The organism is Nocardia sp. NPDC058519, from assembly GCF_042719755.1.
In the GTDB taxonomy this organism is placed as follows: domain Bacteria; phylum Actinomycetota; class Actinomycetes; order Mycobacteriales; family Mycobacteriaceae; genus Nocardia.
In genome coordinates this window covers 263673-284622 of sequence record NZ_JBHXNK010000006.1, presented here as the reverse complement: position 1 = coordinate 284622, position 20950 = coordinate 263673, and the positions used below count along the sequence as shown (strand labels likewise).

Here is a 20950-nt window from a genome sequence, read left to right as displayed (position 1 = left end):
CACTGAGGTGACCCACGCAAACGCCTAAGGCCGCCTTCCCCGAGGGGGGAGGCGGCCTTCGGCGTTCACACCTGCTACATCTACCCGCGACGACGGGTCTTCAGGAGGTCGAGGCGCTCCTTGAGCAGCTCCTCGAGCTCCTCCTTGCTGCGACGTTCCAGCAGCATGTCCCAGTGGGTGCGCGGCGGCTTGACCTTCTTGGTCTCCACGGAGGTGCCCTCCATGAGCTGACCTTCTTGGCCGTTGCGGCACAACCAGGTGGGCGGGATCTCCGCGTCGTCGGCGAACGGGACGTCGAACTCCTCACCGTTGTCGGTGCGGTAGCGGGCGATCCGGCGCGGGGCCAGGTCGTGGTCGCGATCGGTCTCGTAGCTCACCGCTCCGAGCCGGCTGCCCCGGAGTACGCGATCTGCCATGTGTGCTCCTGTATTTTTTGGCGGCCGGGGCCGCGGTTTTCGGCGCTGAACTCCGCCTCTTCCCTCCCTACGGGTACTCCTTCGTCGCACCCTTCGGTCAGTCCATCGGCGGAGGCGCGCCGAAAACAGGTCTTGGTACTACTTCAACGCACGGGAAGTCTGAACTGTTCCATTGTAGTCGCAGGGCGTTAGCGGCCGAGCTACCCCCGAATCGGTGCCGACGGGAGGTCGGTATCGAGAGGGTGCCCGCTGAGCGAGACCTGAACCGGCGAATCGCGCCGCGGGCCGATAGGGTTTCCGATCATGTCGCGCAGTCGCCTGCTGTCCTGCCTGTGGTGCGGGCGGGAGATCGTGGATTCGGAGTCGGGTCGGCGTCGCCGTTATTGCCGCCAGTCGTGTCGCCAACGTGCCTATGAGCACCGCAGCAGTCTCAAGGGGACCGGGATCCCCGAGGACGCGGTGGTGCTGACGGCGCAGGAGGCCGCCGATCTCGCCGATCGGTGGTTCGCGGCGCGGTGTGCGGCCGAGGACGTGGCGACGGCGGTGGGGGAGGGGGCCTCACCGGCGGAGCTGGCGGAGTTGAGCGCGACGCTGGTGCAGTTGGCTCGGGAAGCTGAACGGCTTCGCTGAATGCGCGAAACCCCGTGTTTCCCACGGTAAGTCGGTGGGGAACACGGGGTCTCGGCATGCGGCGACCAGAGCGCTAGGTCGGCAACGCCTCTCGGGCACGCAGGTACACGGCCGTGACGCCCCCTGCGACGAAGAGCACGAGGCCCGTGGCGGCACCGGCGGTCGCGAGGTCGGGACTGGTGAGGGCCTGACCGCGCAGCGCCTGCCAGGCCACGAGCGTGAGCAAGCCGAAGTAGCCGAGGACGGCCACCACGAGCAGGGCCGCGCGGGTCGTTTCGGTGCGCAACCAGGGGTAACGAGGCGCGAGGGCGACCAAGACGACGGCCAGCAGCAGCAGAACCTGGATGCCGTGCAAGCCGACGAAGTGCGGGATGCGCAGGTCGCCGCCGATCGTGCTCCAGTGGGTGATCGGCATGCCCGCCGCACTGTCACGTGCTGAATCGCCGGGCCGCACCGTGTGCCCTGCTACCAGCCCCACCACGGTGCCGTCGGACTGGCGGACGAGCTGCGGCCCGGTGAACCCCATCAGATACCCGAGCGCCATCCCGGTCACCGCCAGCCACAGCCCCGCCTTCAACGCGATCCGGGTCGGCCGGTCGGCCAGTTTCTGCCAGGAAACGATCACCGCCAGGACAAGATTGGCGAGGAACAACCCGGGCACACCGGAGGCGAACACCTGTTGCCCGATCTCGTTGACCGGGTCGGTGGAGTCGTTGAAATGGCTGAACGTCCCGCGTGCCGCTTGTACCGCGATGAACCCCACATCGACGACCCCGGTGATCGCGAAGACCGTGCCCAGCCACCAGGTGGCCCGGCGCCCGCGATGCGGCAGCCGCAGAATCCAGGCCAGGGTCACGCCGTAGAGGGCGAAGGCCAGGCCGAACTTGGCCGGCTTGAGCCACACCGACTCGCCGAGCAGCAGCCGGTCGTCCACCACCATCCCGACCATCGACACCACGACCAGCGCGGCCATGAGTGCCGAGTTCACCAGCAGCGGGCCGTGCCATCGCGCGCGGTCGGTGCCATCGCGCGCGGTGTGGAATCCGATGCGGGACAGCGTGTGGGTGAGGTCGATCGTCGCCATGAACCGAAGGTAGAAATCCGGTGCGCCACAGCACGTCCCGCTGCGGAACGGTTCGGCTCCGATACCCGGGTACGGGTCGGCCTACCCGGGTTCTAGGGGTTGTCTCAGATCCCCATGCGCCAGATGGCGGCATCGACCGCGCGGGGTGAGACGAGCGCGAGTGCCTGCAGGACCCGGGTGTAGGTCGGGTACAGCTCGACCGGGCGGGTCCGGATCGCGGTGGTGATCCAGTCGGCGGCCTCCTCGGCCGACAGTGCCGCCGCGTCGGCGTATTTGCCGGTGGGCGCGATCATCTCCGTGCGTACCAGCGGATAGCCGATCGTGGTGACGTGCACGCCGCGGCGCCTGGTCTCGGCGCCGAGACTGCGTCCGAACGCGCCGAGCGCCGCCTTCGACGCGTGATAGGCGGTGAACAGCGGCATCGATCCGGCGGCCACACCCCACGTCGCGACATTGACGATGTGCCCGGTGCCCGCGTCGAGCATCGACGGCAGGAGCCCCATCGTGAGCCGCGTCGCCCCGAAGTAGTTCAGCGCCATGGTGCGCTCGTAATCGTGGAACCGGTCGGTGGTGTCGGCGGCGCCGCGGCGGATCGAACGGCCCGCGTTGTTCACCAGCACGTCGACGGTCCCGAACTGCTCGAGCAGGGCTTCGGCCAGCGCGTCGTTCTGCTCGGCGTCGGCGAGGTCGCAGGTGATCATCTCGGCATCGCCGCCTTCGGCGCGGACCGCGTCGCGCACCTCGGCCAGCGGCTCGGCACTCCTGGCGACGAGAACCACCCGCGCCCCTTCCTGGCCGAGAGCATGCGCCGCGGCTTTACCGACGCCCGACGAGGCTCCCGTCAGCACCACGGTCTTCCCCGCGATCTCCTGTCGCTCGGCACGGACCAATCGCGCGAGCAGGCCGGGGAGTGCGGGCGGGTTGAGCAGCACCGATTGTGCGACTTCGGCGAACACAGGGTCTCCTGTCGAGTCGAGCGGCGGGACGAAGAGTTAATTTACCGAATAGTAAATTACAAAGTGACCAATTGGGTGTCAACCGGCGCGGGCGCGAATGGTTGGATGGCTGGGTGAGCACAGCCGGTACCAAGGGCGTCCCGCGTCCCCAGCGCGAACAGCAGATCCTCGACGCGGCCGTCGCCGAGATCGGCCGCGTGGGTTACGCGGGGCTGTCCCTCGCCGACGTCGCGCAGCGCGCCGGTGTGTCCAAGCCGCTGGTCTACACCTACTTCCAGTCCAAGGACGGGATCTACATCACCTGCGTGGACCGGGCGGCGGCCGTCCTGTTCGACGCGATCGAATCCGCCATCGCCGGAGCGGGTGGTCTCAGCAAAGCCGAACGTACCCTCGACGCGATCTTCGTCGCGCTGGAACCGCGCCCGCACGACTGGACCGTGCTCTTCGACCGTTCCCACCCCGACGACGGACCCGCCGCCGAGGCCGTCCGCGCCGCGCGCCGCCGGATCGCCGCCCAAGCCGCCCGCGGTGTCGCCGACGCCATCGGTGCTGTCGACCTCACCGATCCCACCGACCTGTCCGCGCTGACCGACGTCTGGATGGGTGCGGTCACCTCGCTGGTCCTGTGGTGGTTGCGCCACCCCGATCAGACGGCCGCCGAGATGACCGCGCGCAGTCACCGCCTGATCGGCGCCGTCCTGACAGCCCCACGGTGATCCGCACCCCGGCGTCGACCGGGGTGCGGATTCGATTGTCCAGCAGTTGTTCACGAGGCGAACTCGGTGGCCGATCCGGTAGTCGGGAGCAGTTCCGCGAGCACCGGGGCCCACTCGTATCGACGTTCGGGGAAGCAGCGCTCGAGCAGGTCACGCATGATCGACGGTGCGATGGACGCGCCGGGGGAGGCGCCGAGCAACCCGGCGATGCTGCCGTCGGCACCGGTGACCAGTTCGGTGCCGAATTCGAGTACTCCGCCGCGCCGGCGATCGGGTTTCACCAGCTGGGCGCGTTGCCCGGCCTGGACCAAGGTCCAGTCGGCGGGGTCGGCGGTCGGGTAGAAGCGTTGGAGCTGGGCGAACTTGCGCCGGGGCGAGGCCAGTAGTTCGGTGACGAGGTAGCGGACCAGATCGACATTCCGCAGGCCGACCGCGATCAGCGGGACGATATTGTGCGGGCGCAGCGTGGTGAACAGATCGGTGAGTCTGCCGTGGCGCAGCAGGCGGGTGCTGAAGGTGGCATAGGGGCCGAACAGCAAGGCGCCCGCTCCGTCGACCTCGCGACGATCCAGATGCGGCACCGACATCGGCGGCGCGCCCAGCGCGGCCTGGCTGTAGACCTTGGCGTGATGCTCGGCGACGACCTCGGGATTGTCGGTCCGCAGGAACTGCGCACCCAGCGGGAACACCCCGTACCCCCGCACCTCGGGCAGACCCGCCCGCTGCAACAGCCGCAACGCGTATCCGCCCGCGCCGACGAACACGAACCTGGCCCGCACCTGGAACCGCCGTCCACTGTCGAGATCGCGCCCGCGCACGGTCCACAGCCCGTCCTTGCCGCGCGTGAGCCCGGTGATCTCGCGATGCATCCGGACCGCATTGCCCGCGGCGCGCACCGTCGACAACAACGACCTGGTCAGCGCGCCGAAGTCGACATCGGTGCCCGCGACGTGCCGGGTGGCCGCCATCGCGTCGCCGTCGGCCCGGCCGCGCACGAGCAGCGGCGCCCAGCCTGCGATCACCGCACGGTCCTCGGTGTACTCCATCTGCGCGAACGCGGGCTGTTCGCGCAGCGTCGCGTACCGCTGCCGCAGGTAGGCGATATCGTGCTCGCCGAACACCGCCGTGACGTGCGGTGTCGGGGTGAGGAACGTGGCGGGCTCGAGCTCGCCGCGGTGGGCCAGTGCGGACCAGAACCGGCGCGAGAGCGCGAACTGGTCGGCGATCCCCGCCGCCTTGGCGCCGTCGCTCGGGTCGGGCATGTAATTGAGCTCGCACAGCCCGGAGTGCCCTGTGCCCGCGTTGTTCCACGGATGACTGCTCTCGGCCGCCGGTTCGCCGAGTCGCTCGAACAGCGCGATCGACCAGTCCGGCGCGAGAGTGCTCAGCAGGGCCCCGAGGGTGGCCGACATGATGCCGCCACCGATCAGTACCGCGTCGAGAATGTCTTCGCCACCGCCGGATTCGGGCCGAGTGGGTGTGGTGTCGTTCATCGTCGAACCTCCCGTGAGCTGTGTACCGCTATCGTCACGCCGGAAGTAGTGATCCGTCCAACACGGAATCGCCCAATATATGATCCGGATATGGATGATTCACCGGAGTCGGGAGCGCAGGCGCTGGCTCCGCTGCTGTCCGCCTTCGACGCGGCCGCCGAAGAAGGTCACTTCACCCGGGCCGCCCAGCGGCTCGGCGTCCCGCAGTCCTCGCTCAGTCGCCGCATCAAGACAATGGAGCAGCTACTCGGTGTGAGCTTGTTCCAGCCGGTCGGGCGCGGGGTCGCACTCACCCCGCAGGGCCGTGACCTCTATGAACGCACGCGCGGACTGGTGCGCGCACTCGACGACGCGGTGCACCGGGTGCGTGCCGACGCCGACCCGGACAGCGGGCTGGTGCGTTTCGGGTTCCCGCTCACGCTGGGCCCGGTCAGCATTCCCTCGCTGCTCGCGCAGTTCCACACCCGCGCGCCGCGGATCCGGTTGCACCTGGTCCAGGCGCACGGCGAGGCGCTGGCCGAGCAGGTGCGCGATGGCAGGCTCGACCTCGCGGTGATGATCCCGCCACCCTCCGACCTGCCGACGGTCGACCTCGGACGTCAGCGCATCGACCTGCACGTCTCGCGCGCGCATCCGCTGGCCCGGCGCACCCACATCGACCTCGCGGAACTGGCCGACGAGGCGTTCATCGCGAACCCGCCCAGCTATCAGCTGCGCACACTGCTCGACACCTGGTGTGCCGCAGCTGGTTTCACGCCGCGAGTGGTATTCGAGATCACCGAGTTCGAAACCCTGCGCGCGCTGGTCGCGCTCGGGCAGGGGGTCGCGCTGCTGCCCGCCGCCGAGGTCGCGAACCCCGACCTGGCGGTGATCCTCATCGATGGCGAACGCGACCGCGAGGTCGGTCTGGTCTCGGGAGACCATGACTCGACGCTCGCGGTCGCGCGGCTTCGGGAATTTCTGATCGCGCGCCGGGCGGCGATCAGTGGATGAGCAAGGTGTCAGTCCTGGGCAACGCCGGCATCGATGCCACGCGCGGCGAGCCACGGGTGCGGATCGATCGGGGCGCCGTAGAGCGAGCCGTCCTGCACGTGCACCTCGTAGTGCAGGTGGGGGCCGGTGGAGTTGCCACGGTTACCGACGGTGGCGATGGTCTCACCGGCACTGACGTGCTGACCCACCTGAACCAGGATGTCGTTCACGTGGCCGAACACACCGATGGTGCCGTCATCCTGCTGGACGCGGACCCACAGGCCGAAGCCCGAAGCCGGACCGGCCTCGATCACGGTACCGTCGGTGACGGCGAAGATGGGTGCGCCGATCGGGTCACCGAAGTCGATGCCGTTGTGCGCGGTGCCCCAGCGGGCGCCGTAGTAGGAGGTCAGCCTGCCGTTGACCGGGCGAACGGTCTGCGGGCGCGGCGGCGGCGGGGGAGCGATGGTCGGCAGCGGCGGCAGCTCGAGGCCAACCGCTTCGCGGTGCTCCTCCCACGCGATCGGGGCGGACGCGGGGGTCTCGGCCTGCGGGGCCTTGGCCTCGGCGGGGGTGTACGCGGTGAAGCGGTACGGCGACTGGCCGGTGTTGATGGCCTCGGTGGCATCCGCGGCGATCGTGGTAGTGGGGACAGGGCTCTCGGGCTCACTGAAAGTGGCGACGGAGGTACCCACGAGTGCGGACAAAGCCACCGCACCCGCGACCACGCCTCCCCAACGACCTGCGAAGGCGTCGGAGACTCGAGCAGATAACGGGTTGGTCACGAACATGTTTATGAACGTAGCTAAACCGTAACCTTCGCGGCCAATCCTGTGGCCGCGATCACGAAGCGCTATAACCCCAGTTGATCTATAACAATACTCTAACGAATAGCCGACATCCTTGGACTCACCGGGTGAAATTCCCCTGGTCAAGATCGTTGCCGAAATTCCGCATCCCGGGGACACTGATTCAGTGGTCGCTAACGGAGTCCGTGCCATCACGGCGTTGTCCGATCCCACCCGGCGCGCGATCTTCGAATCGTTGCCGCAGGGTCCCCGCTCGGTGGCCGACCTCGCCGCCGCTACCGGAATCACCAGCTCAGCCGCGTCGCAGCACCTGCGCGTCCTGCGGGAAGCCCACCTCGTCCGCATGCGCCGCGACGGGAACAGGCACCTCTACTCCCTCGACCCCCGCGGCCTCAACGACGCCCGCGACTACCTCGACAAGTACTGGCCCAGCGCCCTGGCTGCCCATGCCGCCGCGTTGCGGGATGCGGCCGGTGCCGACCCGGCTCAGCCCACCCGGCGGTAGCGCGACCTGCCGGATTCGGCCCAGGCCTGCTTGTCCAGCTGCATATCGACTGCCGAGATCACCTCGGGCACCCCGATCCGCAGCAAGCCGGGGTCGGGCGAAAGGCCGTCCGGATCGCCGACCTGTCCGGCCCACAGCACCGCATGCCGACCGAGCAGGTGTGCGGGCGGGCCGCCACGGCGCGGCGGCGTCGGACCGAACAGCAGGACCGTGCGGGTGCCGAACGCCGTCGCCAGGTGCGCGACACCGGTATCGCCGCTGATCACGAGGGCCGCCTCGGCCACCGTCGCCGCGAGATCGGTGAGGTTCTGCCGACCGGCGAGGACCCGGTCGTCGGGCAAGCCTGCCTGCGCGGCCACCTGTCGGGCGATGTCGTGCTCGAACGGGTCGCCGGTGAGCACCACGTCGCGGCCGAGCACCAGCAGGTGGCGCACCACCGCGGCGAACCGCTCCGGCGGCCACCGGCGCGCGGGCGCACCCGCACCGATGTGGACGACGATGCAATCGCGACGGCTGATGGAGGCGACCGGCGGCACCAACCCGAGGTTGCGCCGATCCGCGTCGATGCCCTCGCCCTCGAGCAGCCGGCACCACCGGTCGACCACGTGCGCGTCGGGATCCCAGCGCGGACCGGCGAGCTTGGGTAAGGCGGGCGTGCGATGACCGATGATTCGCGCGGCCCCGGTATCGGCCAGTGCTCGCGCGCTGGCGCCGTCGGGGCCGTGCAGGTTCACCGCCAATTCGGGCGCGGGACCATCCCAGATCAAGGCGGCCGGATCAGCGGTGGCGACGAGTTCGTCGACCGAGGAGATCAGGTCCACGATCTGCTCCAGCCGATGTGGCGCAGCCAGGACGATCCGGCGCTGTGGTTCGGCCCGGCGCAGGGCACGCAGAGCCGGGACCGCGGCGAGAAGCTCACCGAGGCCCCGAGCTTGCAGCACGAGTACAACCGACACATTCTTCATCTACCCGAGACTGTCGCCGACCAAACTTTCGCGAGGGCAACGATGTGGCGGCGCGCGTCCGGGCTCACTCGCCGGGCCGTACCCGATCGCGACACGGTGACAGCTCCAGCTAATTTCCGGAAAACCGGAGCGAGCAGGCATAACATCTCGTTATGACGACAAATACCGTGCTGGGGAGCCCGTTCACGGCTCTTGCCAAGAAGACCTGGCAAACAATTCTGGTCACCGGCCTCCTCGCGGTGATCCTCGGGATCATCGTGCTGGTGTGGCCCGGTCCGTCGCTGCTCGTGGCGGGCATTCTGTTCGGTATCTACATGGTTGTCAGCGGCATCTTCCAGCTGATCGCCGCCTTCACCCATCTGCCGAGCACGAGCTTTCGCGTGTTGTCCTTCATCAGTGGTGTGCTGTCGCTGATCATCGGTGTGTTCTGCTTCCGCGACGACCTCGCCTCGATCGTGCTGCTGGGCCTGTGGATCGGTATCAGCTGGCTGTTCCGCGGCGTCGCCGTGCTGTTCTCCGCGCTCTCGGAGTCGGGCGTGCCCGGCCGCGGCTGGCAGATCTTCTACGGCATCGTCAGCGCGCTGGCCGGTGTCATCCTGATCGTGTGGCCGATCACGTCGCTCGCCACCCTGGTCTGGGTCGTCGGCATCTTCCTGATCATCATCGGTGTCATGGAAGTCATCACCGCCTTCGGCGTCAAGAAGGACGCGCACCTGCTGGACCAGCAGGTGGGCTGACCTCCCCACGGAAAGTTCGTCTGAACCGGCCGGTGCCTTCGGGCACCGGCCGCTTTCGTCTGAACTACGCTTCGCATCCATGGAATTCGTCTACAACGTGGTGGTCGTCAGCCATCTGCTCGGCATGGCCGCGGTGGTCGGTGGCTACGTCGCGTCGCGTCCGGTGGTGTCGGAGCTGATGGTGTGGGGTGCTCGGGCGCAGCTGATCACCGGGGTGATCCTGGCCGGGATGGCGTCGGGGATCGACTCGCTCGACAAGGAACCGGACACGACGAAGCTGGCGGTGAAGCTGGCTGTCTCGGTCGCGGTGGCCGCGTTCGCGGAAATGGGCAGGGGTGATGCGAAGCGGGGCAAGCAGATCGACTGGATGACCGACGCCGCCGGTGGCCTCGCGATCGCGAACGTGCTGGTCGCCGTCCTGTGGACGTGACCGCCGTGCAATTTCTCGGCATCCACCACATCGCGATCATCGCCACCGACTACGCCCGCTCGAAAGGCTTCTATACCGAAATCCTCGGCGGCACCGTTCTCGCGGAGAACTACCGGGCCGATCGCGATTCATGGAAGCTCGACATCGAGCTGCCCGGCGGGGTTCGCATCGAACTGTTCTCGTTCCCCGACCCGCCCGCACGCCCGAGCAGGCCGGAAGCGGCGGGCTTGCGGCACCTGGCGCTGGCGGTCGCGAGTGTGCCCGCCGCCCTGCGCGAGCTGCGGGCGCGGGGCGTCCGGACCGAGGAACTGCGCACCGATGAACACACAGGCAAGCAGATGGCCTTCTTCTTCGATCCGGACGACCTGCCGCTCGAGCTGTACGAGGCCTGATCAGTCCGTCGCGCGGGCCCGTCGGGCCAATTCGACTGTCGCCGCGCGCAATTCGCTGATCTCCGACAGCGGCGCGGCGTAGCCGACCCGGGTGCGAGCCACTCCGCGGGGGGATTCCACGCGCAGGTCGAGGCCGTAGCGGTCGGCGCGCTCGCAGGTGGCGGCGATGGCGTCGGGGAACCCACCCAGCTGCTGCGCCATCGCCAGCAGCGCTTCGGCGTGGTCGGCGTTGAGGTGCGCGATGCCGGGCGCGGAGTGGGCGACGATCGGGTCCGGCTGTGCGGCAAGGTACTCGGCGGCCGAGGCCGAATCCATCCGGCCGTAGCCACCGACCCAGCGCACCCGTTCGATCCGCAGCACCCACAGCGTGAAGTCGCTGTAGTCGATGTAGTACTTGGCCGCCGGGATCGCCGCCAGGTGGGCCGCGCGGGCCGCTTCGGCTTCGGCGCCGGTCGGCCGTTCCACGAAACCCGCGAGGGTGATCCGGGTGCCTGCCAGCGGGTCTGCCGGGATATCGGGCGTGACGATCGCGATGCTGGCGCGCGGATCGGCGGCCAGGTTGCGGCCGTGTTCGGCCAGGCGCGACACGCTCAGCACCGGAGCGCCGTCGAGCAATCCGTAGGTGATGAACGACGCCCAGGGTGCGCCGTCGGCGGTGAGGCTGGCCAGCGTGCCGGTATTGGTGCCCGCCGCGATCGTTCTGGCTTCTTCGGCCGGCGAGGGGCGGGCCTCGTTGGCCAGGGGAGCGGTCGGCAGCGGAATGGCAGGTGCGTCGCCCGGGTCGCCGTGGTCGAGAGTCATGGCCACAGCGTATCCACCTGACGCGGGCGGCGGGGCATGCTCGTCAACCAACTGTGCAGCGCCTCGTAGACAGCGTCGTGATTGAGCAGGCTGAAGTGGTTCGCCGCGGGGATGTGCAGGCCGTTGACCGCGTCGAAATCGAGGCGTCTGGTCCGCCCGCGCCCCGACCCGCTTCCGCTGAGAACCATGCCGTCGCCGATGATCACGCCGAGTGGATGTCTCGGGCTGTGGGTGATCGTCGTGGTGACGAAGTAGTGATCGACACCGGGGAGCAGCGGCACTTCCTTGACCGCTCGCGCGCGCAGGGTGTTCACGTCGAGATCGCGCCAGTCCTCGTCGACCAGCGAACCCTGCCGCAGGTCCCGGATGCCGGCGCTGCGCCTGCGCAGCAGTGTGCTCAGCGGCCGGGTCTCTGGCAGCAGTTCGAGTGCGGCCGAAGCGAAGTGCACGAACTGTTCGAGCGGCGCACCGTGGTGTGGTGAACCCAGGCACACCACCTGCCGCACCGATCGCACCCACGCCTGCCCCGTCTCCTCGGCCTGATGGCACGCACTGCGCATGACCAGCCCGCCCATCGAGTGTCCGATCAGGCAGATCTCGTGCACCGGCATCGGCCAGCTGTCGACCAGGCGGGTCAGCAGGTCGCTGAGCTGAGCGGCGTTCTCGGAGATGTGCAGGCCGGAATTGAAGCGGACGAAGACCGGGGTGTAGCCGAGGTCGTCTTCCAGGCGCTCGCCGTAGGTGGGGCGGTTACCGAGGCGCCAGGCGTGTTCGGTCTCCACGAGTCCGTGCAGGAGCACGACGAGCCGGGTCGTCGGCACCGGGACATGGGCGGCGAACTGTTCGGGTGGGACCGGGACACCGTCGATGCGAAAGGTCATGGGGGAGGCGAGGATCGGGGTCTCGTCTTCCAGTGAGTCACCGATCAGCCCCTGGATCGCGGCCAGTACGCCTGCGCCCCATACGGTGCGCGACGGTGCGGTGAGGCCGGGCAGCTGGACCGCGCTCGCGACCTCGCCGACGACGAAGCCGGTGCCGCTGACGGCCGCGTACACGCCATCGGTGATGGCGTCGTGCACGATCTTCACCGGAGCCGCCGCGGGTCCGACGCCTAACCGCACCGCCGCGAAGACTCGATCGGAGATGGCGCGGTGGATGGCCGCGATCCCGTCGACCGCGCCGACGAACTCGTCACCGGCGAGCCGTGTGAGCGCCTGTACTTCGGCCTGGGATTGGGGGAGCTGCTCCGTCACAGGCTTGAGAGTACAACTGTGCACTGAAAGGTGTTGAGTTCGGGGCAGCTTCGAGACCTGCGACGATGCCGGGCCGTCAGGTCTGGGGAAGATCACAAGGAACATCGTGATACTGCGATATGCGCATTAAACTATGTGGTTGAACACAGGCTGACAAGGAACAACCGGCTGCGCCGAGGCGCTCGGGACGGCGGGGGTTCCCGCCGTCCCGGTGATCACGGCCTGTTCATGATCGCGTACCAGAGCGCGCCCATCGTGCCGAGCACGAACAGGGGAGAGATCACCCAGGTCTCGACCCGGTTCCCGGTCCGCTCGATCAGCGGTACCCGGGTGCGCAACGGAAACGGCCACAGCAATCGGCAGCCCCGATCTGTAAGGCAGTCACCGAGCAGGTGGGCCAGGCATCCCAGGCCGACGCAGATCGGGAGCCACACGGGCCGGTCGACGATCCAGTGGTCGACAGCGAACGTCCCCGCCGTCGCCAGCACGATCACCGTCCCGTAGGTCCGCACACTCTTCCCCGGCGGGCACAGGTGCAGCGACCGCACCGCGAGCGCGAGCAGGAAGAACACCAGGCCGAGTGTGAACGGCCGACCCAGATAGTGCTCGCCCGCCCAGGTGGCCGCGACCGCGACGACGACGAACAGCAGTGAATGGGTCCCGTGGCGATGTCCACCCGACACCCAGGAGATCAACCGGCACAGGTGATGGGACACCGGGCCGAGCACGTGAGAGATGGTGCCGCTGGGGTGATCCGCGTCCGGCAGCAGCGCGGCACCCGCGGTGAGCAGCGTGCCCATGATGAGTTCGGCGATGCCGAATCGCGTTGTGTCGCTGTCGAACAGGGGGAAAGCGGCGACCGTGAGTGGTAGCGCGGCGGCTGTACCGGCCCAGGCCAGCGCCCCACTCGTCGCATGTGAATGTCCTAGCACCCCGCAACGTTAGAGGACGTCACGACTTCGGCGCATATGCCGTGGACAGCGCTGGAATGCGGGGCGCGCCTGGATCGTTGGGGCAGGGGAGCTACCCAACGAGAGGACCATGATGAACGCTTTCAACGACCAGGTGATCGCCGAGTTCCGCGCCAACGAAGGCCGAGTCGGTGGCATGTTCGAAGGCAACGACGCCATGGTGATCATCACCACCACCGGTGCGAAGTCCGGGCGCGCGATCACCAATCCGCTGGTGTTCCTGCCCGACGGCGACCGGATCGTGCTGATCGCCTCCAACGGTGGCGCCGACAAGCACCCGGCCTGGTACTACAACCTCGTCGCAGACCCGGAACTCACCCTGGAGGTGGGGACCGAAACCTACAGCGGCAAGGCCGAACTCGTCGCGGATCCCGAGCGCACCGCCCTCTACGACCGGATGGTCGAGCGGTTGCCAGGCTTCGCCGAGTACCGCGACAACACCAGTCGCGAGATCCCTGTCTTCGCGGTGTACCGAACGAGTTAATCGCGCGCTCGAGCGGAATGGTTGCCGGGGTGGGTGAGCTGCTGGTTCTATCGCCCGGTGACCGAAACCATCGACGTGCCACGCATTGTCCACGCCTCCCGCGACATCGCGGCGAGCCCCGCCGCGATCTTCGACCTGATCGCCGATCCCGAGCAGCAGCCGCGCTGGGACGGCAACGACAACCTCGCGCAGGCGAGCGCGGGCCAGCGGGTGCGCGCCGTCGGTGACGTGTTCACCACGACGCTGACCAACGGTGCCGACCGCGACAACCACATCGTCGAGTTCGAGGAGGGTCGTCGCATCGCGTGGAACCCGTCCGAGCGTGACAAGACCCCGCCCGGACACCTGTGGCGCTGGGAACTCGAGCCGATCGACGAGACCCACACGCGGGTGACCCACACCTACGACTGGACCGCACTGCACGACGAGCTGCGTCAGGTGCGGGCCAAGGCCACGACCGCCGACAAGCTGCAGGCGTCGGTGGACCGGCTGGCCGAGCTCGCCGAGTCCTGACGAGAGCGAAACACCCTGCGACGCACAGTGCGCCGCAGGGTGTTTCGCTGTCCGGATCAGGCGGTGATGTCGAACCGGTCCAGGTTGCTCACCTTGGTCCACGCGGCGACGAAGTCGTGGACGAACTTCTCCTTCGCGTCGTCGGTCGCGTAGACCTCGGCCACGGCTCGCAGCTGCGAGTTGGAGCCGAACACCAGGTCCACCCGGCTACCGGTCCAGGTGACGGCGCTGGAGGCGCGGTCGCGACCTTCGTAGACGTTGTCGTCGGTCGCCGACGGTGTCCACTCGGTACCCATGTCGAGGAGGTTGACGAAGAAGTCGTTCGTCAGCGCACCCGGGGTCTGGGTGAACACGCCCAGCGGCGAGGACTGGTAGTTCGCGCCGAGCACCCGCAGACCACCGATCAACACGGTCATCTCCGGCGCGCTGAGCGTGAGCAGGTTCGCCTTGTCGACGAGCAGGAACTCCGCGGGGATCTGCGCGTCCTTGGACACGTAATTGCGGAACCCGTCGGCCTGGGTCTCGAGCGCGTCGAACGACTCGACGTCGGTCTGGGCCTGGGTCGCATCGGTGCGGCCGGGCGTGAACGGCACCGTCACCGGGAAACCGGCGGCCTGGGCGGCCTGTTCGACACCGACCGCACCGCCGAGGACGACCAGATCGGCGAAGGACACCTGCGCACCGCCGGTGGCGTTGAACGTGTCCTGGATGCCTTCGTAGACCCGCACCACCTGGGCGAGCTCATCGGGCTGGTTGACCGCCCAGCCGGCCTGGGGCTGCAGCCGGATCCGGCCACCGTTGGCACCGCCGCGCTTGTCGCTGCCGCGGAACGACGAGGCCGCCGCCCACGCCGTCGTCACCAGCTGGGCGATGGACAGTCCGGCGGACTGGATCTGGCCCTTGAGGGTGGCGACCTCGGAGTCGCCGATGAGCGGGCCGTTCTGGGCGGGAACCGGGTCCTGCCAGAGCAGCTCTTCGGACGGGACCAGCGGGCCGAGGTAGCGCGCGACCGGGCCCATATCGCGGTGGGTCAGCTTGTACCAGGCGCGGGCGAACGCGTCGGCGAACTCCGCGGGGTTGTCCAGCCAGCGGCGAGTGATCGGCCCGTAGATGGGGTCGAGCCGCAGCGACAGGTCGGTGGTCAGCATGACCGGTGCGCGCTTCTTGCCCGGGATGAACGGGTCGGGCACGGTGTCGGCGCCCGCGCCGTCCTTCGGGATCCACTGGTGCGCGCCCGCCGGGCTCAACGTCTGCTCCCACTCGTACCCGTACAGGGTCTCGAGGAAGTTGTTGTCCCAGGTGATGGGGGTGCTGTTCCAGATGCCTTCCAGGCCACTGGTGATGGCGTCCTCGCCGACGCCGGTGCCGAAGCTGCTCTTCCAGCCCAGCCCCTGCAGTTCCAGCGGCGCGGCTTCCGGTTCGACACCGACCAGATCGGCGTCGCCCGCACCGTGGGTCTTGCCGAAGGTGTGGCCGCCTGCGATCAGCGCGGCGGTCTCCTCGTCGTTCATCGCCATCCGGGCGAAGGTCTCGCGGATGTCGATGGCGGCGGCGATGGGATCCGGATTGCCGTTGGGGCCTTCGGGGTTGACGTAGATCAGGCCCATCTGGACCGCGGCGAGGGGACGCTCGAGGTTGCGTTCACCGGTGTAGCGTTCGTCGCCGAGCCAGGTGCGCTCGGGACCCCAGAACACGTCTTCCTCCGGCTCCCACGCGTCGACGCGGCCGCCACCGAAACCGAAGGTCTCGAAGCCCATCGACTCGAGCGCGACATTGCCGGTGTAGACGATGAGGTCGGCCCACGACAGCTTGCGGCCGTACTTCTTCTTCACCGGCCACAGCAGGCGGCGCGCCTTGTCCAGGCTGGCGTTGTCGGGCCAGCTGTTGAGCGGGGCGAAACGCTGCATGCCCGCGCCCGCGCCGCCGCGGCCGTCACCGACCCGGTAGGTGCCCGCGGAGTGCCAGGCCATCCGGATGAAGAACGGGCCGTAGTGGCCGAAGTCGGCGGGCCACCACGACTGCGAGGTCGTCATGACCTCCTCGATATCGGCCTTCACCGCGGCCAGGTCGAGGGTGGCGAACTCGGCCGCGTAGTCGAAGTCTTCGCCCATCGGGTTCGCGACGGCCGGATTCTTCTGCAGGAGAGTGAGATTGAGTTGGTTCGGCCACCAGTCACGGTTGCTGCCACGCGCGTCGGTGGACGCGAACGGACGATGCATGACGGGGCAACCACTGTCACCGGGTTCCGTTTGGGCTTCCGCGATAGGTGGGTGTTCCTCGGGCACGGTGAATCCTTTCAGGAGAGTGATGGTGATGTCGTGCAGTCGGGGCACCTGCCCCAGTAGATGACCTCGGCCTCGTCGACGACGAAACCGCGGTCATCGAAGGGACTCAGACAGGGCGCGTCGCCGACAGCGCACTCGACATCGACGATCACCCCGCAGGATCGGCACACCAGATGATGATGGTTGTCACCGACGCGGGTCTCGTAGCGCGCGACGGTGCCCATCGGCTGGATCCGCCGGAGCAGTCCGGCGCTGGTGAGTGCCCGCAGTACGTCGTAGACGGCCTGCTGGCTGACGGCACCGAGGGTGTCTCTGACTCGGCTCAGAATGGTGTCCGTGTCGGCATGCGGATGCTGGTGCACTGCGGTGAGCACCGCCAGGCGTGGCGCGGTGACGCGCAGTGAGGCTGCGCGCAGCATCTGTTCGAAGTCCGATATTGTGGACACATTCCAGATTATGACTCATTCCAGAAATCGGGGCAAGGTTTCCGGGCTGACATTTTGCGCGTTTCGCGCGATACTTGGCGAGAAGGCCGGTCGGGGAGACCGGTCCATGAGTCCGGGGTGGGAACGATGTCGAATCGCCAATGGTATGCCGCGTCCGCGATCGCGGTGGCCGTTCTGGTAGCAGGTTGTGGGAGTTCGGGGGAGTCCGTCGGCGCCGCGCCGACGAGCGGTTCCGCGAAGGCGACCACGACGGTGCGCACCACCACCCCCGCGCCGCCGGTGCTGAATCGGCGCGGTGAGAACGGTGCGGTGGTGCAGCAGGACGGGCTGGTCGGTGCGGGCAAGCTCGACATCGTCAACGGCAACAGCGACGACTTCGCGGTCGTGGTGACCAACGGCGATCCCAAGAAGCCGCAGGCCACGATCTACGTGCAGGGCAACTCCAACGCCACGCTCAACGGTATCGACGGCACCTACTACGTCTATCTGAAGACCGGCAAGGATTGGGACGAGGCGGCGCTCGCCTTCACCCGCGAGCGCGAATTCCAGAAGTTCGACGACGCGTTCGACGGTGACTCCGACTGGGAGATCACGCTGCAGCCCTCGATCGGTGGCAACGCCAGCACCAGCGACGTACCCTCCTTCTGACCGCGGTGTGAGGCCACAGAACTGTGAACTGTGCCAAGGAATGCCCGGTCCGCCTGCGCGTCGACTAGCCTGCCGGGTGTCCGTTCCCCGAACGAAGGTGATTCATAGTGACTTCCGTCGTCGATGTCCCGCCCGTCGATGCCCCTGATACCGCGTCGAAGGTAGGGCACTACTACCGGGTCGAAGGCGTCTATGAGGTCGGTCGCGAGAAGATCCGCGAATACGCGCGCGCGGTTCAGGACTTCCATCCCGCGCACTGGGAGGACGAGGCGGCCGCCGCGCTCGGCTATTCGGGCCTGGTCGCGCCTCTGACGTTCGTCTCGATTCCGGCGATGGCGGCCAACAAGCTGCTGTTCGAATCGGTGGTCGTCGGCTACGACATGTTCGTGCAGACCGAGCAGGTCTTCGAACAGCACAAGCCGATCGTGGCCGGTGACCGTCTCGTGGTCGACGTGGAGCTGTCCTCGGTGCGCACGATCGCGGGCAAGGACCTGATCACCGTCACCAACACTTTCGTCGACGAACTCGGCGAGACCGTGCACATCATGCACACCACGGTCGTCGGTATCACCGGTGACGACGGGGTGGATCCCGCGATCACCGCCGCGGTGGAGAACATCATGCTCCACGGGGTGAGCATCTTCAGCGCCGACAAGAGCGCCGCCGTGGAGACCACCCTGCGTCCCGAGGGTGAGGTTCCGCTGTCCGTCGCGGGCGCCGCCCGCGTGCCGAACACCACGATGTCGTTCGACGAGCTCACCGTCGGCGACGAACTCCCGCTCCGCGATGCCCGCGTCTCGCGCGGTGACCTCGTCAATTACGCCGGCGTATCCGGCGATGGCAACCCGATCCACTGGGACGAGAAGATCGCCGCGATGGCGGGCCTGCCCGACATCATCGCCCACGGCATGCTCACCATGGGTGTGGGCGCGGGCTTCGTCTCCGCCTGGTCCGGCGACCCCGGCGCCGTCACCCGCTACGGCGTTCGCCTGTCGACCTACACGATCGTCGGCAGGGAGGGCGGCCAGGTCGAGTACACCGGCCGCGTGAAGTCGCTCGACCCGGCCACCCGCAGCGCGGTCATCGCCATCATCGCGAAGTCCGGCGGTCGCAAGATCTTCGGCCTCGCCACCGCGAACCTGCGCTTTCGCTGATCCCGGCGCGGTGGACCCGAACTCGTGATCGGGTTCACCGCGGCGCGGTGGCGACCTCGGATCGCGGTGTGACATCCGGGATTTCGGCCGCGACCGGCTGCACCCGCACCCACGTGCTGTTGACCGCCGACGCGCCCGAGAGCGGGTCGGTGCGTGCCGGGTCGTGCAGCAGGTTGACATTGACGCCCGGCAGCGCGGCCGCGACGGTCCAGCCCACCCCTGGTTCGCGATGCCCCCAGCCGTGCGGGATCGCGACCACGCCGGCGCGAATATCATCGCTGATCTCCACCGGAGCCACGATCGAACCGACGGGTGATTCGATCGTCGCCGGATCACCGTCGGCGAGACCACGGGCGGCGGCGTCGTCGGGATGGATGAGCACGGTGCAGCGGTCGCGGCCCTTCACCAGCGACGGGATGTTGTGCAGCCAGGAGTTGTTGCTGCGCAGGTGACGTCGTCCGATGAGCTGGAGGTCGAAGCCGGACTCGGCCGCCGCGGTCGACTCGTCGAGGACCGTGCGCACCGCCGCCAGGAAATCCGGGGGCGCCAGGTGTGTCTTGCGGTCGCTGGTGCCGATCAGTTCGGGCAGCCGTGGCCGCAACGGGCCGAGATCGACACCGCCCGCCGCGTCACGAATCCTTTTGAGCGTCAACCCGTTTCGTCCGCGCCGCAGGACGCCGTAGGGGCCTGTCGCGACGGCAGCTGCCGTCAATCGCAGTGGGCTGACCTGTTCGAACGCGGCGTTGAGCGCGCGTCCGGTGAGCTTTCGCACCGGCAGCGGCACCAGTTCGGTCACCAGCCGGGCCAGGATCTGCCAGTCCTCCAGCCCATCGGCCGGCGGATCGAAAACCTTGGCGTCGTAGCGGGCGTTGTTGCGAACGCTGAAAATCGGGAACAGCAGGCTCAGTTCCTCGCGTTCCAGCGCCGAGACGGGCGGCAGGATGAAATCGGCGTGCCGGGTCGTCTCGGTGACGTACATGTCGACAGCCACGTAGAAATCCAGTGATTCCAGCGCGGTATCGAGCTTGTCCGCCTGCGGTGTCGAGAGCACCGGATTGCCCGCGTAGGTGATCATCGCCTTGATCTGGCCCGGTCCGGCGGTGAGGATCTCCTCGGCGAGCACCGCGACGGGCAGTTCGCTGCGGAACGACTTGTGCGCGCCGGAGCGGTCGGTCCACGCGCCGTGTCCCATCGGCAGGTACTTCGCGTACCGGGCGGCGTCGACGACGGGGGTCGCGAACATCTGACCGCCCGCGCGATCGAGATTTCCGGTCACCGCGTTGATCGTGTTGACCAGCCAGTGGGTGAGCGTGCCCGTCACCTGCTGACACACCCCGATCCGCGCGTATACCACCGCCGACGGCGCCGCCGCGTGGTCACGGGCCAGCCGCCTGATGGTGTCGGCATCGACGCCGGCCAGTGGTGCCATCCGTTCCGCGGTGGTGTCGGCGACCAGTTCGATGAGCTCGTCCCAGCCGGTGCAGAGCGCGCGCACCGCCCGTTCGTCGCACAGTTCTTCGGTGACCAGCACATGCAGCATCGCGAGCAGCAGATAGACATCGCCGCCGGGACGGACCGCCACGTGTTCGTCTGCCAGCCGCGCCGTTTCGGTGCGGCGCGGGTCGATCACGACGACGGTGCCGCCACGGGCGCGGACTGCCTTGATGCGCGATTTCGCGCCGGGCATGGTGGTGATCGATCCGTTGGATACCGCGGGATTGGCGCCGAGCACCACCAGCCGGTCGGTGCGGTCGATATCGGTGATCGGCATGAGAACGTTCGAACCGAACATCCGCCACGCGACGAATTCCTGCGGGAACTGATCGATCGAGGACGCGGAGAAGAAGTTTCGGGTCAGCAGGACGGTCCGGAGCAGCGCTCCGTACATCACCGAGGAGCTGTGCGCGGCCGGGTTGCCGATGTACATTCCGATGGCGCTGGGACCGTGCGCCGACCGCACCGCGCGCAAACGCTGCCCGATCTCGCGGAATGCCTCGTCCCAGCCGACCGGTTGGAAGGTGTCGCCGACGCGGCGCATCGGTGTCCGCAGCCGGTCCGGATCGTGGTGCAGACCGCCCATGGCCGTCGCCTTCGGGCAGATGTAGCCCTTGGACAGCACGTCGTCCGGATTTCCTTCGATGCGGGTGACCCGCGAATCCTCGACCGTGACCAGAATTCCACAGTGTGCCTCGCACAATGTGCACTGCCGTGCAATGGTCGTGCTGTCCACAGCTTTCCCACCCTCCGCTGAATGCGCTCACACCACGGTAGCGCGACCGGAGGGCTCGGC

Annotated in this window: 23 protein-coding genes; 11 read left to right on the top strand and 12 right to left on the bottom strand. The window is 68.1% G+C overall.

Going from position 1 to position 20950, the window contains the following annotated elements:
* Positions 1 to 80 precede the first annotated feature (80 nt).
* Complete coding sequence (locus tag ACFWPK_RS10415) at positions 81 to 416, bottom strand: RNA polymerase-binding protein RbpA (protein WP_067453486.1); 336 nt, start codon at positions 414 to 416, stop codon at positions 81 to 83.
* Positions 417 to 719: 303 nt separating this feature from the next.
* Between ACFWPK_RS10415 and ACFWPK_RS10410 the strand changes: the two genes are divergently transcribed.
* On the top strand, positions 720 to 1046 hold the full coding sequence (locus tag ACFWPK_RS10410) for a hypothetical protein (protein WP_378914319.1): 327 nt from the start codon (positions 720 to 722) through the stop codon (positions 1044 to 1046).
* A 73-nt stretch (positions 1047 to 1119) separates the two neighbouring features.
* On the opposite strand, the gene ACFWPK_RS10405 is transcribed toward ACFWPK_RS10410, so the two are convergent.
* Positions 1120 to 2130, bottom strand: coding sequence for a hypothetical protein (locus ACFWPK_RS10405; RefSeq protein ID WP_378914318.1), 1011 nt, complete (start codon positions 2128 to 2130; stop codon positions 1120 to 1122).
* 104 nt (positions 2131 to 2234) lie between these two features.
* Positions 2235 to 3086 carry an SDR family oxidoreductase gene (locus ACFWPK_RS10400; RefSeq protein WP_378914317.1) on the bottom strand — a complete coding sequence of 284 codons (852 nt, stop codon included), beginning with the start codon at positions 3084 to 3086 and terminating at the stop codon, positions 2235 to 2237.
* A 113-nt stretch (positions 3087 to 3199) separates the two neighbouring features.
* On the opposite strand from ACFWPK_RS10400, the gene ACFWPK_RS10395 reads away from it, so the two are divergent.
* Positions 3200 to 3802, top strand: a complete 603-nt coding sequence (locus ACFWPK_RS10395; protein ID WP_378914316.1) for a TetR/AcrR family transcriptional regulator — start codon at positions 3200 to 3202, stop codon at positions 3800 to 3802.
* A gap of 50 nt (positions 3803 to 3852) precedes the next feature.
* Here ACFWPK_RS10395 and mqo read toward each other — a convergent pair whose 3' ends face one another.
* Positions 3853 to 5295 (bottom strand): malate dehydrogenase (quinone), encoded by a 1443-nt coding sequence (gene mqo / locus ACFWPK_RS10390; RefSeq protein WP_378914315.1) that lies wholly within the window; start codon positions 5293 to 5295, stop codon positions 3853 to 3855.
* Positions 5296 to 5385: 90 nt separating this feature from the next.
* On the opposite strand from mqo, the gene ACFWPK_RS10385 reads away from it, so the two are divergent.
* On the top strand, positions 5386 to 6288 hold the full coding sequence (locus ACFWPK_RS10385) for a LysR family transcriptional regulator (protein ID WP_378914314.1): 903 nt from the start codon (positions 5386 to 5388) through the stop codon (positions 6286 to 6288).
* Positions 6289 to 6296: 8 nt separating this feature from the next.
* Here the strand turns inward: ACFWPK_RS10385 and ACFWPK_RS10380 are convergent, their stop codons facing one another.
* On the bottom strand, positions 6297 to 7058 hold the full coding sequence (locus ACFWPK_RS10380) for a M23 family metallopeptidase (RefSeq protein ID WP_378914313.1): 762 nt from the start codon (positions 7056 to 7058) through the stop codon (positions 6297 to 6299).
* A 184-nt stretch (positions 7059 to 7242) separates the two neighbouring features.
* Here ACFWPK_RS10380 and ACFWPK_RS10375 point away from each other — a divergent pair, with 184 nt between their 5' ends.
* Positions 7243 to 7581: an ArsR/SmtB family transcription factor gene (locus ACFWPK_RS10375; protein WP_378914312.1), complete on the top strand. Its 339-nt coding sequence runs from the start codon at positions 7243 to 7245 to the stop codon at positions 7579 to 7581.
* On the opposite strand, the gene ACFWPK_RS10370 is transcribed toward ACFWPK_RS10375, so the two are convergent.
* Entirely contained in the window at positions 7563 to 8537 is a 975-nt protein-coding gene (locus ACFWPK_RS10370) for a glycosyltransferase family 9 protein (protein ID WP_378914329.1), read from the bottom strand. The genes ACFWPK_RS10375 and ACFWPK_RS10370 overlap by 19 nt on opposite strands.
* Positions 8538 to 8698: 161 nt before the next feature.
* Here ACFWPK_RS10370 and ACFWPK_RS10365 point away from each other — a divergent pair, with 161 nt between their 5' ends.
* The 3 genes from ACFWPK_RS10365 (at position 8699) to ACFWPK_RS10355 (ending at position 10105) form a co-directional block, all read left to right on the top strand.
* A complete protein-coding gene (locus ACFWPK_RS10365) occupies positions 8699 to 9283 on the top strand; it encodes an HdeD family acid-resistance protein (RefSeq protein ID WP_378914311.1) in 585 nt (194 codons plus the stop codon).
* Between the two features lie 79 nt (positions 9284 to 9362).
* Positions 9363 to 9713, top strand: coding sequence for a hypothetical protein (locus ACFWPK_RS10360; protein WP_378914310.1), 351 nt, complete (start codon positions 9363 to 9365; stop codon positions 9711 to 9713).
* Positions 9710 to 10105, top strand: a complete 396-nt coding sequence (locus ACFWPK_RS10355; protein ID WP_378914309.1) for a VOC family protein — start codon at positions 9710 to 9712, stop codon at positions 10103 to 10105. The genes ACFWPK_RS10360 and ACFWPK_RS10355 overlap by 4 nt, the downstream gene beginning before the upstream one ends.
* On the opposite strand, the gene ACFWPK_RS10350 is transcribed toward ACFWPK_RS10355, so the two are convergent.
* The 3 genes from ACFWPK_RS10350 to ACFWPK_RS10340 form a co-directional block, all read right to left on the bottom strand.
* Complete coding sequence (locus ACFWPK_RS10350) at positions 10106 to 10906, bottom strand: HugZ family protein (protein WP_378914308.1); 801 nt, start codon at positions 10904 to 10906, stop codon at positions 10106 to 10108.
* Complete coding sequence (locus ACFWPK_RS10345; RefSeq protein WP_378914307.1) at positions 10903 to 12159, bottom strand: lipase family alpha/beta hydrolase; 1257 nt, start codon at positions 12157 to 12159, stop codon at positions 10903 to 10905. The genes ACFWPK_RS10350 and ACFWPK_RS10345 overlap by 4 nt, the downstream gene beginning before the upstream one ends.
* 215 nt (positions 12160 to 12374) lie before the next feature.
* Positions 12375 to 13091, bottom strand: a complete 717-nt coding sequence (locus ACFWPK_RS10340) for a metal-dependent hydrolase (protein WP_378914306.1) — start codon at positions 13089 to 13091, stop codon at positions 12375 to 12377.
* A 109-nt stretch (positions 13092 to 13200) separates the two neighbouring features.
* On the opposite strand from ACFWPK_RS10340, the gene ACFWPK_RS10335 reads away from it, so the two are divergent.
* Entirely contained in the window at positions 13201 to 13614 is a 414-nt protein-coding gene (locus ACFWPK_RS10335) for a nitroreductase family deazaflavin-dependent oxidoreductase (RefSeq protein ID WP_378914305.1), read from the top strand.
* A gap of 57 nt (positions 13615 to 13671) precedes the next feature.
* Positions 13672 to 14127, top strand: a complete 456-nt coding sequence (locus ACFWPK_RS10330; protein ID WP_378914304.1) for an SRPBCC family protein — start codon at positions 13672 to 13674, stop codon at positions 14125 to 14127.
* 56 nt (positions 14128 to 14183) lie between these two features.
* Here the strand turns inward: ACFWPK_RS10330 and katG are convergent, their stop codons facing one another.
* Positions 14184 to 16412: a catalase/peroxidase HPI gene (gene katG / locus ACFWPK_RS10325; RefSeq protein WP_378914303.1), complete on the bottom strand. Its 2229-nt coding sequence runs from the start codon at positions 16410 to 16412 to the stop codon at positions 14184 to 14186.
* A gap of 11 nt (positions 16413 to 16423) precedes the next feature.
* Positions 16424 to 16858, bottom strand: a complete 435-nt coding sequence (locus ACFWPK_RS10320) for a Fur family transcriptional regulator (RefSeq protein ID WP_378914302.1) — start codon at positions 16856 to 16858, stop codon at positions 16424 to 16426.
* A gap of 126 nt (positions 16859 to 16984) precedes the next feature.
* On the opposite strand from ACFWPK_RS10320, the gene ACFWPK_RS10315 reads away from it, so the two are divergent.
* Both ACFWPK_RS10315 and ACFWPK_RS10310 read left to right on the top strand, forming a co-directional pair.
* Complete coding sequence (locus ACFWPK_RS10315) at positions 16985 to 17506, top strand: hypothetical protein (protein WP_378914301.1); 522 nt, start codon at positions 16985 to 16987, stop codon at positions 17504 to 17506.
* 107 nt (positions 17507 to 17613) lie between these two features.
* Positions 17614 to 18660, top strand: a complete 1047-nt coding sequence (locus ACFWPK_RS10310; protein ID WP_378914300.1) for a fused (3R)-hydroxyacyl-ACP dehydratase subunits HadA/HadB — start codon at positions 17614 to 17616, stop codon at positions 18658 to 18660.
* A gap of 34 nt (positions 18661 to 18694) precedes the next feature.
* Here the strand turns inward: ACFWPK_RS10310 and ACFWPK_RS10305 are convergent, their stop codons facing one another.
* Entirely contained in the window at positions 18695 to 20890 is a 2196-nt protein-coding gene (locus ACFWPK_RS10305) for a molybdopterin oxidoreductase family protein (protein WP_378914299.1), read from the bottom strand.
* Between the last annotated feature and the right edge of the window lie 60 nt (positions 20891 to 20950).

Bases quoted from the DNA above. Each gene is read 5' to 3' on its own strand.
- ACFWPK_RS10410 (WP_378914319.1), top strand. From the start codon at position 720: ATGTCGCGCAGTCGCCTGCTGTCCTGCCTGTGGTGCGGGCGGGAGATC.
- mqo (WP_378914315.1), bottom strand. From the start codon at position 5,295: ATGAACGACACCACACCCACTCGGCCCGAATCCGGCGGTGGCGAAGAC.
- ACFWPK_RS10360 (WP_378914310.1), top strand. From the start codon at position 9,363: ATGGAATTCGTCTACAACGTGGTGGTCGTCAGCCATCTGCTCGGCATG.
- ACFWPK_RS10365 (WP_378914311.1), top strand. From the start codon at position 8,699: ATGACGACAAATACCGTGCTGGGGAGCCCGTTCACGGCTCTTGCCAAG.
- ACFWPK_RS10335 (WP_378914305.1), top strand. From the start codon at position 13,201: ATGATGAACGCTTTCAACGACCAGGTGATCGCCGAGTTCCGCGCCAAC.
- ACFWPK_RS10415 (WP_067453486.1), bottom strand. From the start codon at position 416: ATGGCAGATCGCGTACTCCGGGGCAGCCGGCTCGGAGCGGTGAGCTAC.
- ACFWPK_RS10380 (WP_378914313.1), bottom strand. From the start codon at position 7,058: ATGTTCGTGACCAACCCGTTATCTGCTCGAGTCTCCGACGCCTTCGCA.
- ACFWPK_RS10385 (WP_378914314.1), top strand. From the start codon at position 5,386: ATGGATGATTCACCGGAGTCGGGAGCGCAGGCGCTGGCTCCGCTGCTG.
- ACFWPK_RS10350 (WP_378914308.1), bottom strand. From the start codon at position 10,906: ATGACTCTCGACCACGGCGACCCGGGCGACGCACCTGCCATTCCGCTG.
- ACFWPK_RS10315 (WP_378914301.1), top strand. From the start codon at position 16,985: ATGTCGAATCGCCAATGGTATGCCGCGTCCGCGATCGCGGTGGCCGTT.
- ACFWPK_RS10405 (WP_378914318.1), bottom strand. From the start codon at position 2,130: ATGGCGACGATCGACCTCACCCACACGCTGTCCCGCATCGGATTCCAC.